We start from the raw sequence: 15896 nt of genomic DNA on the forward strand, positions 1-15896 counted from the left end.
CCCATTTTCCGGGTATTTCTCCCGGGAAAATGGGAATAAATTCTGGATCGTCTCTGACCCTACTAAAGTCGTTTATTTAAGGCGATAAGATAGCTGCGGTCGGAAGCTTCAAATTCGCCTTCTTTAATGTCTGTCTTGTAATCTTCGAGCTCTTCTTTCAAGTATTCAGAAATATCAGAATTGGATAATATCTTATCTATTATTTTATTGGCCTCTGAATCGCTTAATTCTTCACCATTATTACTTTCTTCGGAAGTATCCTCTTCTTCAATCTCGTCTTCCTCTGCTATAGGATCGGCTTCGGTTTGGCCGACAAGCAGATCATTCCAATCCACGTTGGCGTCGCTTACTTGTGCGTGGAGCGCACGGGCCGATGTCATGATTTCTTCATCGTTATCGCTGCCCAGTTGGTTCAGCAGGCGAATAATATTGTCGCGGTCCAGTTCTTGACTCATGTCGGGTTCCTTAAACGAGTGGCAGCATTACGTGTTGTTGAAAGGCCTGGCGATCAGCGATGCGATCGTACCAGGCGCGGAAGTTTGGCAGGTCTGGGCGTTCGATGTCTAGCGTATGCCAACGATAGGCAAAACAGGCCGCTGGAATGTCGCCCATGGAGATATCGTCGCCGGCGAGGAACTTGGATGTCGCCAGGTGCTTGTCGAGAAGCCCCCAAACGTCACACAGGCTAACGCGAGCCGCCTCGATGGCGTCATGGTCCTTGTCTTCTTCAGCCGTACGGATCAGCCCCCAGAACAGCGGGAACATGTGCGGGTGGATGGTTGTCGTCGCCCAGTCCATCCACATGTTGGCGAAGCCTCTGGCCTGTAGGGTCTTCGGATACCATGTGCCGGTGCCTTCGCTTTCGGCTAAATACCTGACGCAGGAATTGGATTCCCACTGAATGTGATCGCCGTCGATAATGGTCGGCACCCGCCCGTTGGGATTAAGCTCCAGATACTCGGGCTTATCATTGCCGCCATAGGGGCCACCTATGTTGGTCTGATCAACCTCTATCCCAAGCTCACCAACGACCCACATGACCTTTTGCACATTAATAGACGATGTCCGCCCCAAAACCTTCAGCATTTTATTTCCCTATTTATACAATTCTTTAGGATCGATTTTAACCTCGGCGATTACGCTCACTTCGCCCTCTCGCACGGCATTAAAGAAACAATTCTGCCGCCCGGTGTGACAGGCGACGCCGTCTTGATCGACCAGGAGCAAGACCGTGTCGGCATCACAGTCCCAGCGAAATTCCTTCAAGGTCTGGATTTGCCCCGAACTTTCGCCCTTGCGCCACAGCTGCCCGCGCGACCGCGACCAATAGCAAATTTGGCCCGTGCTAAGCGTTTCCCGCACCGCGTCCGCGTTCATCCAGGCCATCATCAGCACGTCGTTTGTGTCGACCTGCTGGGCGATGGCGGGGATCAACCCGTCGTCGTTGAATTTGATCGCGTCCAGTACTTGATCAATTGTGGTTGTCGGGGTGGTGGTGCTTACACTGTTCATAATGATCAGGGATTACGCCTGCGCGTTCAGGCGTTCAAGCCCTTTCTCTAGATCGGCGATCAAATCATCGACGTCTTCCAAGCCCGCATGGATGCGCAGCACTTGCCCTTTGTGCGGCCAGGGGGCGGCCGTGCGGCTGCCGGAAAGGTTCGCGGGGATGATCAGGCTCTCAAATCCGCCCCAACTGAATCCCATGGCGTAGAGGTCTAGCCCATCCAGCATGGCGGCGACCGCAGCGTCGGAATATCCGTCCTTCAAGACCAGCCCAAACAGCCCAGACGACCCCGAAAAGTCGCGTTTCCAGGTCTCGTGGCCCGGACAACTGGGCAGGGCAGGGTGCAGCACCACGTCGACTTCGGGCCGCGCCTCCAGCCAGCGCGCCAGCGTGAGCGCGGTTTCCTGGTGCCGAGCGAGGCGGGTCGACAGGGTGCGAAGGCCGCGTAGCCCGAGATAGCAATCATCGGGGGCAGCGGCATAGCCTGCCATCGAAACAGACGTTTTGATCTTTTTATAAAGCCGTTCGGGCATTGTGATCGTGCCCAGCATGGCATCGGAATGACCGACAATATATTTCGTTGCGGCTTGGATCGACACGTCCGCGCCTTTCTCAAATGGCGCATAGTAATAGCCACCGCTCCAGGTAATATCCGTAACGACCAGGACATCGCGCTCATGGGCGGCTTTTGCGATGGCAGGAACGTCTTGAACCTCAAACGAAATAGATCCTGGTGTTTCAGTGAAACAAACGCGTGTATTGTCTTGAATTAATTCACTAATTCCTGATCCGATAAGCGGGTTATAATAGGTCGTTTCGATGCCGTATTGTTTTAAATGTACATCACAAAACTTGCGTGCCGGATAATAAACGCTGTCGGTCATCAGCAGATGATCGCCCGATTTCAGCAGCGCCATCAGGGTCCCCGCGATGGCTCCAAGCCCTGACGGCATGGCAATGGTTTTGTCCGCCCCCTCAAGCGTCGCCACCGCTTCCTCAAACGCAAACGTCGTCGGCGTGCCATAGCGCCCATAATAAACCATATCGAAACGGTTCTGCTCCGCCGTCTTCAACTCCGCAACAGTTTCAAACGTGACGGTAGAAGCATGATAAACCGGCGGATTAACAATGCCATGATTGGCCTTAGGATCACGGCCAGCATGGCCAAGTTTTGTATCTTTTTTCATAAGCTCTGCGTTCGTTAGAAGATTGTTGCTCGGATAATGCCGATTTTTTGCTGGCTCTACCAGTGTGGTAATTCGAGAGGAGGGGAATTCCTTTGGAAAAAATCAGTGGTTGCACCAAAATCAACCAATTTATTTTGTTCGCGAACAAAATAGGTGTCCAGTATGTCCAGCTTCATTTCATATCTTCATTTAGATACTTGGACTTAGTTGAAAACCCAAAGTGGACACATTTATTTATTTTGTTCGCGAACATTTTAGGCTTTGCATCGGGACTTAATTTCCGCCTACTTAATGGGTCAAGTTTCTCATCAATGAATGGAGATTTGACCATATGCCTTTTACCTTTCCCATCGAACACGAAAGTCCCTCCAAGAAGAAACGCGCCGAACAGCAGCGTAAGATTAAAGAACGAAATCATCAGATCGCGGACATAGAAGCCGACCGCAAAGCCCGACAACAGAATGTGCGGGATAAATACTCTGCCCCCTTGCCGGATCAGGCGAAAGAGACCAAGCGCAAAGTCGCAGACGTCGCCCGGCAAAAACGCCTGAGGCAGGTTACCGATGCAGAAGAGGACGCGCGCCGAGACCCCAACTACTTAACCCTCCCAGAACAAAAACGCGCCCGCCGCGACGCCAAAAAGGAATACCATCGCATCCGCAATGCAGGGGATGAACAGGCGGAACTCAGCGAGGTTGAGAAAATGCACATCGATGCCGCAAAATCCAGCAAGGCGGAAAATGCAGATGTCGTACGGAAAGGGCTTATTTCGCTAACCGATCAGGTCAACGAGATCGGCAACACATATATCCCTTCGCAGAAAGAATCAGCGCCCAAATCATCCGGGACCAAGAATAAGGCGCAGAAACAACGAAAGTCCGATCCATCTAACAAACCCTTTCAGTTGCACGAAGGCGAAATTGAGAAGGCCGAAAAGCACAGCGAAACCATCCGCCGCCGCGCAAAATCAGAACTGACAAAGGCAGAACGTGAAAAAGCAGGCAAACAGGTCCAACGCGAAATGACCCGCCTCCGCAAAGAAAAACTAGACTTCTCCCCTGACCAACTTTTACTGTATGCGCTAGAGGGGGCGTTGGATGATAAGGTGAAGAAAGGTGAGATGTTTGATTCTTCGCAGAAGGTTCGGGGGCCGTCGTTTAGACCCGTCAGGGAACGTCGCAGAAAAGAATCATATGGTGATGCAAAAAATAGATGGTGAAACTTTCACTAATTTCAGCGGGCTAAAATTGGAACTACAATCCATTAAATTTGTACAGTGGTAAGGTGAAGATGATTTTATCGGAAACTCACGGTTCCCGAAACATAGATGCGTGGGCGGCAGCTGCCGTCTTACTTCCGCTATACCTAATTACCGTGATGGATAGCTGGGAACATTTTGAGGTGTCCGGCAGTCAGTGGTTCTGGATCAGAGTTTTAATGTTCTCGATGGCTATAATCGTTGCAATATCTTATGGGCCGTTTCAAAAATTGATCAGGGAATCATTGCAAATTCGGAATCGAAGTAGCGATCCCCAATCTGTATTTAAACTTCGAATTTCTCTTTATTCTGTTCTTGCGCTCATTATTTCTCTTTACATAATTCCGTATCTAAATGGACCTGTATTTGACTATTTCACTGCGGCACCGACGGTCGGCATGGATCAAATGTCGACGCTAGCGTTTCTGTTGGAAATTATTATTGGGCTTACATGTGGCGCCTTTGCTGAAGAGATTTGCAATCGTGTTGTAATTCGAAAGGCCATTGAAAATTTCACATCGAGTCATCTTGTTCTTTATTTTCTTTCGTCGCTATTGTTTGCTCTGGGGCATATTTCTGCGGGAATTCCAAGCTTCACTAGCGCATTCCTCTTCGGCAATGTTGTCATGTTTCTTTATGTTAGAACTGGATCAATTCTACCTTCAATCGTCGTTCACTATATTTACAATCTTTGGGTAACGGTTGCGGTTTAAAGCATAGCGAAACTATCCGCCAACGCGCGAAATTGCCAGCCAAGGGGTCACAGCCAAGGGGGCAAGTCTCACAGCCAAGGGGTCAAGCCTTGCCTTTTGCGCTATGGTGATTCACTCGTATATAAGTGCCATCGCACGCCTTGGAGGAGACTTATGCCGTTCTACATTGTCGATGAAATGAAAACGATTACGACGGATGAATTGCCCAATGTTACCATGAGGGCCGTCGCCGGGGAGTTTATGAAAGCGGCCATAATGACCAAGAATGAAAGCAAGGGCGGCACCTTGCATTCTCATTCTGACGAGGAACAATGGTCCTACATTATAAAAGGCAAAATGCACTTTGTTCTCGGCGATGAAGAAAGAGTGCTCGAAGCGGGGGATATCGTTCACATTCCTCGCAACGTCAATCACAGAAGTCGAGCGGTCGACGGCCCCGTCATTTACTTTACGGTCAAAAGCCCGGTTCACGCCGGTGGTATGCGCGATAATCTAAAACGTGTCGCCGGCAAAGAATCAGAAGAGGCTGAAAATAAATTTGAAGCCAGCATCAAAACTGAAACTTGACCTCTTTGGAAACACGGGGTCCAAGAAACACTTCAGGAGTTTTCATGACTAATTTCGCCATCTTCGTAACAATTAAACTCAAGCCAGATTGTCTCGATGCTTATTTGCCGCTTATCCATGTTGATGCGAGTTCGGCTTTGCGGGATGAGCCGGGGTGTTTGCTTTTTCATATTCTTCGGCCCGAAATAGGCAAGGAAGAGAGTGGAGAAAAAGAGGGCGGCGACGTGCTGCATCTTTATGAGGTTTATGAGTCCGAAGAGGCGTTTAAGGCGCATCAGCAATCGCCGCATTTTACCCACTATATAAAAGAGACAGAGGCGCTGGTGGACGAACGCATCATTCAGAGGTTGGATGTCATCCCGTCGATTTGAAAAAGTTCACTCTGACAACTGATATAAAGTTGTTCGTATAATCGTATTGCCATCCTCAATTTCTGAGAGGACTTTTTCTTGAAGGGGTTTTAGGTTGAAGGGCGGTTCAGTGAGGATGACGCCGCTGTCGAGGGCCACCCGGTTATAGCGGCCCGATGGCTTGTCCTGGTTTGGCGTAAAGCCCTCTTGGCCGGGGAGATGCTCTGTCAAAATGAGATATTTGTATTTCGAACAAATCTGATCCAGTGACGCGAGGATTTCTTTATTGGATAGATGCTGGAAAACCTGGCGAACAAAGACGACGTCAGCCGCTGGTAATTCATCATTCGACAGATCAAGGGCGCGGAAGTCGACGTTGAGGGATTTGAATTTTTCTTTGTTGAATTCAATCAGCGGTTCGACAATGTCGCAAGCAATGTAATCGTCACACAAGTCACGCAATTGGGCACCGACATAAAAGTCACCGCATCCCAAATCAACCACAGTTGGTTTCTTCTCCAGGGATGAAAGGAATGCCTGTATGGTTTCAATGTACGTATCGACGACCGTAGGGGCGTGAGAGCCCAAACCTGAATAAAATGGTTGGGCCGGATCATCTGATTTCCCCCAATGGTTTTCATCGTAAATTTTTGTGAACGCTTCCTGGGTTGAAAGGCCACCGTAATGAACCCACTCGTAATATCCGTAAAACTGTTCCTTCGTTTTGCCCTGCGCTGATGCAGCGAGTTGTTCGATAACGGGAGCAAGTTCAGGATGAGTCTGTAAAAGATGATTTATCATCTCTAAGACGGTCTGTTTAATCTCAGCCATTTTTACTCCGCATTGGTCTGACTTTATTTTGGCCTCGCGCCCCAGATATGCTATCACATCACTCAAGACAGGTTCTTTTAAACTAAGATTGGGGAGGAATAAAATTATGAGGCGTTCGTTTAAGTTTTCCATTATGGCCGCATCTTTGGCATTTGTCGTCGCGGCCTGTGATGAGCCGGCGAAGAAAGAAGTTAAAAAAGAAGCGCCAAAAGCAATGGCAGAGGTCGCCAGGACCTTGGATATTGTGAAAAAACGCGGTGTTCTGCACTGTGGCGTGCATCAAGGATTACCAGGATTTGGCAGCCAAGACGCCAAGGGCAACTGGTCAGGGTTGGATGTTGATACCTGCCGGGCAATTGCCGCAGCTGTTCTAGGCGATGCGACCAAGATCAAATTCACGCCATTGTCAGCGAAAGAACGCTTTACCGCGCTGACATCTAAGGAAATCGACGTGCTGTCGCGGTCCACCACCTGGACCATGACCCGTGACACAACCTTGGGCGTAAACTTTGCCGGCGTGAACTTCTTCGATGGTCAGGGCTTCTTGGTTCGCAAGAGCCTCAATGTGACTCAAGCCAGTAAACTTAGTGGCGCAACGATTTGTGTTAACACCGGCACCACGACCGAACTCAACGTCGCCGATTATTTCCGTACCAACAAGATGGAATACAAAATCCTGGCGTTTGAACATTCTGATCAAACAGTGGCGGCTTATGATGGCGGACGCTGTGATGTCTATACCACCGACCAATCCGGTCTGGCTGCGCAGCGGACCAAGCTGAAAGCACCAGACGATCACATGGTTCTGGCGGATGTTATTTCCAAGGAGCCCTTGGGCCCCGTGGTTCGGCATGGCGATGACCAATGGTTTGATGTTGTGAAATGGACGCTGATGGCGTTGATTTCTGCAGAAGAACTGGGCATTACAGCTGCCAACGTTGATGAGATGGCATCTTCCAAAAACCCTGAGGTCAGGCGGATCTTGGGCGTTGAAGGTAAATTGGGTGCGGCCATTGGACTGGATGCCAAGTGGGCCGCCCGGGCAATTAAGGCGGTTGGTAACTACGGCGAAGCGTACGAGCGCAATGTCGGCCCGAACACGCCTTTGAAACTGCCCCGTGGCTTGAATGCGCTTTGGACCAACGGCGGGTTGATGTACCCGATGCCTGCGCGCTAAGCCTGCGTGTTTAGATAGACGAAGCCAAAGTGGCTGCGGATAAACCGACCCAGGGTGTGCCGGCTCAGAGTATGAGCCGCACGCCCTGGACGGACCCGACTGTTCGGTCCTATGTCTATCAGGCGAGCCTGCTGGCGCTTGTTGTCTCGCTGTTCTGGTATCTAGCCGACAATACCTTTCAGAATCTTGCCCGCCAGGGCATTGCATCTGGGTTTGGATTTTGGAACCACACCTCTGGGTTTGGTATCAATACGACCCTGATCGAATATTCAGAAACGTCGACCTATGGTCGGGTGTTCTTTGTCGGATTGTTGAACACCTTGCTGGTGTCCAGCATCGGCATTGTTATTGCGACCACGTTGGGGTTCTTTATCGGCATTGCGCGATTATCGCCAAATTGGCTGATCGCCAAGATGGCCTCGGTGTATATTGAGACGCTCAGAAACATCCCGCTGCTGCTGCAAATCTTTTTCTGGTATTTCGGCGTGCTGCGGGCTCTGCCTAGTCCGAGTCAAAGCCACAGCCTGTTCGATGCGATTTTTCTTAATATTCGGGGGATGCAGTTCCCAGCACCCGTTCCCGGAGATGGCTTCTGGGTTATTCCTGTCTCAACTGTGTTGGGTCTCGTTGCTTGGGCTTTGCTGGCCTGGCGGATGCGGCGATTGAAGGAAAGAACGGGGCATTCGGTTAACATTCATTGGTTGGGGCTGATCATCACCGTCGCCTTGACGGTCATCACTGCAATGAAATCTGGGGTACCCTTGGCGTGGGATGTGCCCGAACTCAAAGGCTTTAATTTTAAAGGTGGCATTACAGTGGTGCCTGAATTCGTCGCCCTTGTGCTGGCACTGGCGACCTATACCGCGGCCTTCATAGCCGAGATCGTGCGTGCTGGTATTCAGTCCGTGGACAAGGGACAGAAGGAAGCCGCTCAAGCAGTTGGTCTTCGTCCTGGGCAAGTTCTGAAATTCGTTATTATTCCCCAAGCTCTGCGGGTGATCGTACCGCCCCTGACCAATCAGTATCTAAACCTCACAAAAAACTCTTCACTTGCCGCCGCCATTGCCTACCCAGACTTGGTTCAGGTCTTTGCCGGAACGGCACTTAATCAGGCAGGCCAAGCGGTGGAGATCATCGGCATTACGATGATGGTTTACCTGACCATCAGCTTAACAATTGCGATGTTTATGAATATCTATAACCGTCGAACGGCCTTCAAGGGGAAGACCTGATGGCCGAAGAATATCTCCCCGGAAAACATCCTGACTTGCCGCCGCCGAACTTTTCCGTTGGTCCTGCCGCTTGGGTGCGGCAAAACCTTTTTTCGTCGTATGTGAATACATCGCTGACACTCCTGGGCGCGTATCTGATTTATTTAACAGTACCACCTTTAGTTCAGTGGGCGCTTATTGACGCGGACTTTATCGGTGAAAGTCGCAAGGACTGCGGTCGAGAAGGGGCATGTTGGGTCTTCATCGAGGTATGGATGAAGCAACTGATGTACGGTCGTTATCCGGAGGGGGATCTCTGGCGAATTAACTTGGGGTACCTGATCTTGGTTGCTGGGCTGGTTTGGATGATGATCCCCGGCCTGCCACGCAAGGGATGGGTCGGCGCGTTTCTAACGCTTGGTTATCCAGTCGTTGCATTCGTATTGTTCTCAGGCGGCAGCTTTGGTTTGGCATCGGTTGAGACCAGCATCTGGGGCGGTCTATTCTTAACCTTGGTTATTGCTGTAACCGGTATCGCTGCCAGCTTGCCTTTGGGGATATTAATGGCCTTGGGTCGTCGGTCGAATTTGCCGGTAATCCGCAGTGTCGCGATTATCTTTATCGAATTCTGGCGCGGCATTCCGCTGATTACGGTGCTGTTCATGTCGTCGGTGATGTTCCCGCTGTTCCTGCCCGAAGGGATGAATTTCGACAAGCTGCTGCGTGCCTTGGCCGGCGTTACTCTGTTCGCATCGGCCTATATGGCAGAGGTCGTTCGCGGCGGCTTGCAGGCGGTGCCTCAGGGTCAGGTTGAAGCGGCCCACGCCTTGGGCTTGGGGTACTGGCGCACCATGTGGTTCATCGTCCTGCCTCAGGCGCTAAAGATGGTCATTCCCGGCATCGTCAACAGCTTCATCGCGCTGTTCAAAGACACCACGTTAGTGTTGATCATCGGCCTATTCGATTTCTTGGGGGTCGTGCAGATGGCTAACACGAACCCCCACTGGCTGGGGTTCTCGGTCGAAGGGTATGTCTTCGCAGCGTTCATTTTCTGGCTGTTCTGCTTTTCCATGTCCAGGTATTCTCAGCACCTGGAAGTTAAATTGGCGACAGGCAACAAGGGCTAACAATTACCATGATCCAAATTTCCAGCCTGCATAAATGGTTCGGTGACTTCCATGTGCTCAAGAACGTCTCCTTAGACGTTGGCAAGGGCGAAAAGATCGTTGTTTGCGGACCGTCAGGTTCCGGAAAATCGACCTTGATCCGCTGCATCAATCGCCTGGAAGCGCATCAGCAGGGCAGCATCGTGATCGACGGGATCGAACTAACCGATGATCTTAAGAACGTAGAACTGGTGCGCCGCGAAGTTGGTATGGTGTTCCAACAGTTCAACCTGTTCCCGCATCTGAGTGTTCTTGATAACGTGACTCTGTCGCCGATCCGGGTGCTCGGTATGCCGAAGAAAGATGCCGATGAACGGGGAATGGCGCTGTTGGAGCGGGTCAACATCGCCGATCAAGCAGACAAATACCCGGGCCAGCTTTCCGGTGGCCAACAGCAAAGGGTCGCCATCGCGCGTGCGCTCTGTATGGAGCCCAAAGTGATGCTGTTTGATGAACCAACTTCAGCCTTAGACCCTGAAATGATCAAAGAGGTCCTAGATGTGATGGTCGAATTGGCGGAAAGTGGCATGACCATGATCGTCGTTACCCACGAAATGGGTTTCGCCAAACAGGTCGCGGACTGTGTTGTCTTCATGGACGAGGGGGAAATTATTGAAAGCGCGACCCCAGCGACGTTCTTTGAAAACCCGGAATCAGAGCGTACGCAAGCGTTCCTCAGCCAGATATTGGTGCATTAATTGTAAGTAATTCTTAATTTGGTAAATTTATAGTTTCGCGATGAATAAGCCGACAACCCAACCCTATAGCCTGCTCCCGCAAAGTTTGGAGCTGCTGGAAAGCGTATTTGATACGGTTCCGTTGGGCATTGTTGTCTATTCAGAAGACGGAAATATTCGCACCCATGTTAATCAGTCGTTCTGTGATTTTGTTGGGTATTCGCGCCAGGAAGTTCTAAACGAAACCTATGGAATATTAACCGTTGATGATGATCTGGATGAAAGTCTGGAGAGCCGACGGAAGCTAAGATCGGGCGAAATCGATCGCTACGTTCTTGAAAAGCGCTATCGTCATAAGAAGGGTCACATCGTCTGGGGTGAAGTTGAGTCTTTAGTGCTTCGTGATGCAAACGGAGACGTCCTAAACTATATCTCGTTCGTCCACGATATTACCGAAGACAAAGAAAATCAGGAAGCGCTCCAGGCGAGTGAGAAACGCTTTAAAACTCTGATCGATAATTCCAATCAAGGCATTATGTTGCATCGTGATTTCAAGGCGCTTTATGCCAATAAGGCATTTGTTGAGCTTTATGGCTACGACAGTGAGCAAGAAATCCTGGACCTTGACTCAACACGTGAATTGATTGCGCCCGAAACAGCGGATCCAGCGCATCACACAATTTTTGAGGGCGATGAAGAAGAATCCAACATCGAATACATCTGTGTGAAGAAAGATGGCACGCGATTTTGGGTGCAGCGCCGATCGTTCGTAATCGACTGGGAAGGGCAACCGACTGTCTGTACCGCACGGATTGATATCAGCGAACGTAAAAAAGCCGAAGAGGCCTTGGTCGAACTGGCATCGACTGATTCTCTCACTGGGGCCGACAACCGCCGCGGTTTCTTTGAAAAAGGCGAAAATGAATTACGCCGGGCAAAACGGTATAACCGCCCCGTCTCTATCCTGGCGATGGATCTCGATCATTTTAAGAAGATCAACGATGCACATGGCCACGCACTGGGGGACCGGGTCTTGAAAACGTTTGCCGATGTGTGCCGAAGCGTGTTTCGGGAACAAGATATTCTCGGTCGAATGGGCGGCGAGGAATTTGCCGTACTTTTACCAGAAGATGATCTTGCAGCAGCCCACACGGCGGCCGAGCGTCTACGCCAGGCATGTGAAGACATCCGATTGAAAGTAGGCAAAGACGAACTCGGCATAACCGTCAGCATCGGCGTCATCGAATGCGGCGTGATCCCTGAGGACCTGGGGCAAGCCCTGAACCGCGCCGACAAGATCCTCTACCAAGCAAAAGAAGCCGGTCGAAATTGTGTGGTTGTGCAGAAGGGCTGAGGTCCCATAGTTATTTCCTTCAAATGAATTGACCCGCGGCTTCGGGGAATGCACCTTAAGCAATGTCTCCAACCCGACTTATATTTATCGTATTCATGGCGCAGCTGTTGGCCCAGATTGGGGCGTATACGGTGCCGGCACTATTGCCTGTCTTTATTGAGGCGTGGTCGCTTAGCAATACGGAAGCCGGGTGGCTGACCGGGGTTTGGGCGGGGGCGTATGTGTTGGCGGTGCCGGTGTTGGTCAGTTTAACCGACCGCATCGATGCCAAAAAGATTTACATGATCTCCGTCGCGCTGACGACATTGACGCACATTGGCTATGCGTTCTTTGCCGATGGGTTTTGGTCGGCGTTTATCTTGCGGGCGTTGGCAGGGATGGGCTGGGCCGGGACCTATATGCCGGGGCTCAAAGTTCTATCAGACCGGTTGGAAGGTACGGCGCAAACCCGCGGTGTGTCTTGGCATGCAGCAGGGGTCGGGCTCAGCGGTGCGTTTTCGTTCTTGGTGTCCGGCGTGGTCGCCGATTGGTTGGGCTGGCATTGGGCGTTTGGTGTTGCCGGAATTTGCACAGTGGTTGCCTTTGCCTTCATGTGGTTGGGCATCCCGGATCAAACCCCCGTCGCCGTTCAATCGAAAGAAGAACGCCCGGCATTGTTGGATTTCCGACCTATCTTCAGAAATCGCTCCGCCCTTGCGTACTCGCTGGGTTACTGCGTGCATGCGTGGGAGCTATTCGCCTTTCGGTCCTGGGGGGTGACGTTCTTGACCTTTGCGGCAGTTTCCTTTGGCGGTGCGCCAGATTTGTTGGCCCCAACGTCCGTCGCTTTCGTCATGGGATTGTTGGCGACGTGGTCGAGTGTCACCGGCAATGAAATCTGCATCCGCTATGGCCGTCAACGCGTGGTCTTGTGGGTGATGCTGTCGACCATGGTTGTGGCGTTGCTGATTGGTTTGTCAGCGGCGATTGGCTACGGCGCGGCAGTTGCCATGTGTTTGCTCTATAACACCATGATTTATGGTGATTCCTCCGCGTTAACAGCCGGCGCATCCGGCAGTGCTAAGCCCGGTCAACGGGGTGCAACCTTGGCTGTACATTCAACCCTCGGCTACTTCGGCGGTTTTTTAGGGCCGCTGATCCTCGGCATCATCTTAGACTTGGCCGGCGGCGAAAGCGTCTTTGCCTGGACCCTGGCGTTCGGGCACCTGGCAGTCATTATGGTGATCGGGGTTGTGGCGATTTCATACCTTAAGCCCAAAGACTTGTCGGGGGACCGGCATGTGAATGGAATGGAGTAGCCCTGTTTTCTAGGCCCCCAGATAGTATTCCTTGATCATCTCGTTGTTTTCTAAATCTGCGGCGGTCGCCCCTTCGAATTCGATTTGGCCGTGCACGATAATGTAGCCTCGGTCGGCAATCTTGATCGCTTGGTTGAAATTTTGTTCGGCCATCAGCACGGTTAGATTGCGTCGTTCCTTCATCTCCTTGATCTTGGCGATCATTCGGCTGACCAGAATAGGGGCCAGACCGACCGAAGGTTCATCGACCAAAAGGATTCTTGGATCAGACATCATGGCCCGCGCGACGGCGACCATTTGCTGTTCGCCCCCGCTCATCGAACCGGCGGGTTGTTTGGCGCGCGAACGAAGTGCGGGAAAGGCTTCGTAACAGAATTCAAGATTTTCATCGATCTTGGGACGAGCATCTTTCCGGTAGGCCCCTAAGATCAGATTTTCTTCAACCGTCAGGGCCGGGAACAGGCGCCGTCCTTCGGGCACCATGGCAATGCCGAGGCCAACAATCTCCGCCGGCCTTTTTCCCGCCAGATCAATTTTCTCGCCATCGATTTCCAAGATGACTTGACCTTTCGTTGGATGCATAATCCCCATGATGGTTTTGATCAGCGTGCTTTTGCCGTTGCCGTTGGATCCCAACAGGACAACCGTCTCGCCTGGGTTCACGGTTATCGAAATGCCGTGCAATACCTGGACGGCACCGTACCCGGACTCAACATCTGAGATGATCAGTTTATGCGCCAAGGTATGCTTTCTCCACGTCTGGGTTGTGCACGATCTCGTCCGGTGTGCCCTCCGCGATCTTATGTCCCGCGTCCAACACCACGATCCGCTCAGAAAAACGCATCACTGCGCGCATGATGTGCTCGATCATAATCACCGCAACGCCGCTCTCATTCAGCGCCAACAGGATATCTAGAATTTCGTCGACCTCTGAATGCGAAAGGCCTGCCATGGCTTCGTCGGAAACCAGAAGGCTTGGCTTTCCAGCAAGTGCGCGTGCCAATTCAAGCTTCCGCATATTGACCTGTGTCAGGCTTGCAGAATTTTCGTGAGCAAGATCAGCCAGGCCGATTTGTTCCAAAATTTCCATCGCGTGATCATCGATATGTTTGTGATCTCCGCGATCCCAGGCAGCGTATTCCAAAGGTATCAGAAGATTCTCGTGCACCGTCATGCTGGTAAAGGGTTTGGGAATTTGGAAGCTTCTGGAGATACCGAGCTTTGCGCGCTGAAAAGCCGGAAGGGTTTGGATTTCGTTTCCTTGGAAGACCACCTGGCCATCGTTATTGAACAGCGAGCCGGCAATGCAATTGATCATCGTCGTCTTGCCCGACCCATTGGGCCCAATCAGTCCCAAGCGCTCGCCCTCTTCCAAATGGAGGCTGACATTGTCCAAGGCGACGAAGCCGCCAAAGGTCTTGGTCAGGCCGACGACATCTAGTAGCGGTGCGCCGTTCATGATGCACCCTCCGATATCGTTTTTTTCGAGGCTTTACGCTTGGCCATGGCCTTTTCATACAAGCCGACAATTCCTTCGGGGGCCAAGGCGACAAACATCACCAGCATCACACCGACCACCAGGATATTAAGCTCTGATGAAATGGTGACGGTCACAATTTGCTGAGTGGTGCCGAGCAGGAGGGCGCCAATCACAGGCCCAACCCACGAGTTTTTGCCGCCAATCAAAGGCATGGCGATGGCGTTCACCGCAACCAACAGGTTGAACGCCGAGATCGGATCAACGAAAGCGATAAAGAACGGGAAGGGTGCGCCTGCCACTCCCATCATCGCGCCCATGGTTGTGGTCGAAACCAGTTTCAGTTTCAACGTTGGCACGCCGGCGCATTCGGCAGCGACTTCATCATCCCGGATTGCCGCCAGTCCACGCCCGAACCGGGAAATATTAATGTAGCGCGACACCGCGACGGAGCCGATGGTCAGCACCAACATCAACACGAACATGTATTCGATGTAGTTATCGAATATTGGAATTTCCTCTGGCGGGATCAGGTAGGCACCGGCGGCACCGCCGACATATTCCCAATGAACCACCAGGGTTTCCAGGACGATGGCCATGGCCAATGTCGCAATGGCGAAATAGACGCCGCGCAGCCGCAATGTAAGATAGCCCGCTGCCAGACCGATCAATCCACAGACAACCGCAGACCCCATCACTAAAAAAATCAACGGCAGGCCGAAGGCTTTATCTAAGGCGACGGCGATATAGGCCCCCATTGCGAAAAATCCGGCGCTACCAAAGTTTACGTATCCGGTGAAGCCGCCCAGAATATTCCACGCGGTGCCCATGATCATGGCCTGCATGACCATGTATATGGCGAGGAAATAAAACTCGTTATCGGCGAACCCGACGAACGCCAAGCCCGCCAATAAAACGCCCGTCGCACCAAGCCAGAAAGGACTGATTTTCATCTATAGCCTCCCAAAGAGGCCAGACGGGCGAACCGCTAGCGTGATCAATAAGATGCCGAACGAAACCGCGGGTGACCAAGACGGGCCATAAAACGTGGAGACCAGACTTTCAGCAACGCCCAAGATGATGGCTGCGACCAAGGTGCCGCCAATACTTCCCATGCCGCCCA

General features: G+C 51.6%; 19 protein-coding genes. 10 read left to right on the plus strand and 9 right to left on the minus strand.

All coding sequences use genetic code 11. The features are described from left to right. Positions 1-62: 62 nt before the first annotated feature. The 4 genes from HOM51_05610 to metC are packed head-to-tail and all read right to left on the minus strand — an operon-like array spanning position 63 to position 2694. Positions 63-455, minus strand: coding sequence for a hypothetical protein (locus HOM51_05610; GenBank protein ID MBT5033979.1), 393 nt, complete (start codon positions 453-455; stop codon positions 63-65). 10 nt (positions 456-465) lie between these two features. Then, positions 466-1086 carry a glutathione S-transferase family protein gene (locus tag HOM51_05615; protein ID MBT5033980.1) on the minus strand — a complete coding sequence of 207 codons (621 nt, stop codon included), beginning with the start codon at positions 1084-1086 and terminating at the stop codon, positions 466-468. Between the two features lie 9 nt (positions 1087-1095). Continuing rightward, complete coding sequence (gene hisI / locus HOM51_05620) at positions 1096-1512, minus strand: phosphoribosyl-AMP cyclohydrolase (GenBank protein MBT5033981.1); 417 nt, start codon at positions 1510-1512, stop codon at positions 1096-1098. Positions 1513-1524: 12 nt separating this feature from the next. Continuing rightward, positions 1525-2694, minus strand: coding sequence for a cystathionine beta-lyase (gene metC / locus HOM51_05625; GenBank protein ID MBT5033982.1), 1170 nt, complete (start codon positions 2692-2694; stop codon positions 1525-1527). Positions 2695-3025: 331 nt separating this feature from the next. Between metC and HOM51_05630 the strand changes: the two genes are divergently transcribed. The 4 genes from HOM51_05630 to HOM51_05645 all read left to right on the plus strand — a co-directional run bounded on the left by HOM51_05630 (position 3026) and on the right by HOM51_05645 (position 5603). After that, the gene (locus HOM51_05630) at positions 3026-3913 is read left to right on the plus strand and encodes a hypothetical protein (GenBank protein ID MBT5033983.1); all 888 of its coding nucleotides are present in this window, start codon (positions 3026-3028) and stop codon (positions 3911-3913) included. 71 nt (positions 3914-3984) lie between these two features. Next, a complete protein-coding gene (locus tag HOM51_05635; GenBank protein ID MBT5033984.1) occupies positions 3985-4665 on the plus strand; it encodes a CPBP family intramembrane metalloprotease in 681 nt (226 codons plus the stop codon). Between the two features lie 153 nt (positions 4666-4818). After that, positions 4819-5232, plus strand: a complete 414-nt coding sequence (locus tag HOM51_05640; GenBank protein MBT5033985.1) for a cupin domain-containing protein — start codon at positions 4819-4821, stop codon at positions 5230-5232. 44 nt (positions 5233-5276) lie between these two features. Then, complete coding sequence (locus tag HOM51_05645) at positions 5277-5603, plus strand: antibiotic biosynthesis monooxygenase (GenBank protein MBT5033986.1); 327 nt, start codon at positions 5277-5279, stop codon at positions 5601-5603. Between the two features lie 6 nt (positions 5604-5609). Here the strand turns inward: HOM51_05645 and HOM51_05650 are convergent, their stop codons facing one another. Beyond that, positions 5610-6383 carry a class I SAM-dependent methyltransferase gene (locus HOM51_05650; GenBank protein ID MBT5033987.1) on the minus strand — a complete coding sequence of 258 codons (774 nt, stop codon included), beginning with the start codon at positions 6381-6383 and terminating at the stop codon, positions 5610-5612. A 136-nt stretch (positions 6384-6519) separates the two neighbouring features. Between HOM51_05650 and HOM51_05655 the strand changes: the two genes are divergently transcribed. From HOM51_05655 to HOM51_05680, 6 genes are all read left to right on the plus strand, one after another. Next, entirely contained in the window at positions 6520-7590 is a 1071-nt protein-coding gene (locus HOM51_05655; GenBank protein ID MBT5033988.1) for an amino acid ABC transporter substrate-binding protein, read from the plus strand. A gap of 71 nt (positions 7591-7661) precedes the next feature. Beyond that, a complete protein-coding gene (locus tag HOM51_05660) occupies positions 7662-8822 on the plus strand; it encodes an amino acid ABC transporter permease (GenBank protein ID MBT5033989.1) in 1161 nt (386 codons plus the stop codon). Further along, on the plus strand, positions 8822-9928 hold the full coding sequence (locus HOM51_05665; GenBank protein MBT5033990.1) for an amino acid ABC transporter permease: 1107 nt from the start codon (positions 8822-8824) through the stop codon (positions 9926-9928). The genes HOM51_05660 and HOM51_05665 overlap by 1 nt, the downstream gene beginning before the upstream one ends. An 8-nt stretch (positions 9929-9936) precedes the next feature. Then, positions 9937-10665, plus strand: a complete 729-nt coding sequence (locus tag HOM51_05670; GenBank protein ID MBT5033991.1) for an amino acid ABC transporter ATP-binding protein — start codon at positions 9937-9939, stop codon at positions 10663-10665. 40 nt (positions 10666-10705) lie between these two features. Continuing rightward, complete coding sequence (locus HOM51_05675; protein ID MBT5033992.1) at positions 10706-11998, plus strand: diguanylate cyclase; 1293 nt, start codon at positions 10706-10708, stop codon at positions 11996-11998. A 62-nt stretch (positions 11999-12060) separates the two neighbouring features. After that, complete coding sequence (locus HOM51_05680) at positions 12061-13296, plus strand: MFS transporter (GenBank protein MBT5033993.1); 1236 nt, start codon at positions 12061-12063, stop codon at positions 13294-13296. A gap of 9 nt (positions 13297-13305) precedes the next feature. Here HOM51_05680 and HOM51_05685 read toward each other — a convergent pair whose 3' ends face one another. The 4 genes from HOM51_05685 to HOM51_05700 form a co-directional block, all read right to left on the minus strand. After that, positions 13306-14022, minus strand: coding sequence for an ABC transporter ATP-binding protein (locus HOM51_05685; GenBank protein MBT5033994.1), 717 nt, complete (start codon positions 14020-14022; stop codon positions 13306-13308). Positions 14023-14026: 4 nt separating this feature from the next. After that, positions 14027-14755, minus strand: a complete 729-nt coding sequence (locus HOM51_05690) for an ABC transporter ATP-binding protein (protein ID MBT5033995.1) — start codon at positions 14753-14755, stop codon at positions 14027-14029. Beyond that, positions 14752-15726, minus strand: coding sequence for a branched-chain amino acid ABC transporter permease (locus HOM51_05695; GenBank protein MBT5033996.1), 975 nt, complete (start codon positions 15724-15726; stop codon positions 14752-14754). Before HOM51_05695 ends, HOM51_05690 begins: the two co-directional genes overlap by 4 nt. After that, positions 15727-15896: branched-chain amino acid ABC transporter permease (locus tag HOM51_05700; protein ID MBT5033997.1), on the minus strand; the 170-nt coding region annotated here is incomplete at its 5' end.

It is taken from the genome of Rhodospirillaceae bacterium (genome assembly GCA_018660465.1).
In the GTDB taxonomy this organism is placed as follows: Bacteria; Pseudomonadota; Alphaproteobacteria; order Rhodospirillales; family JABJKH01; genus JABJKH01.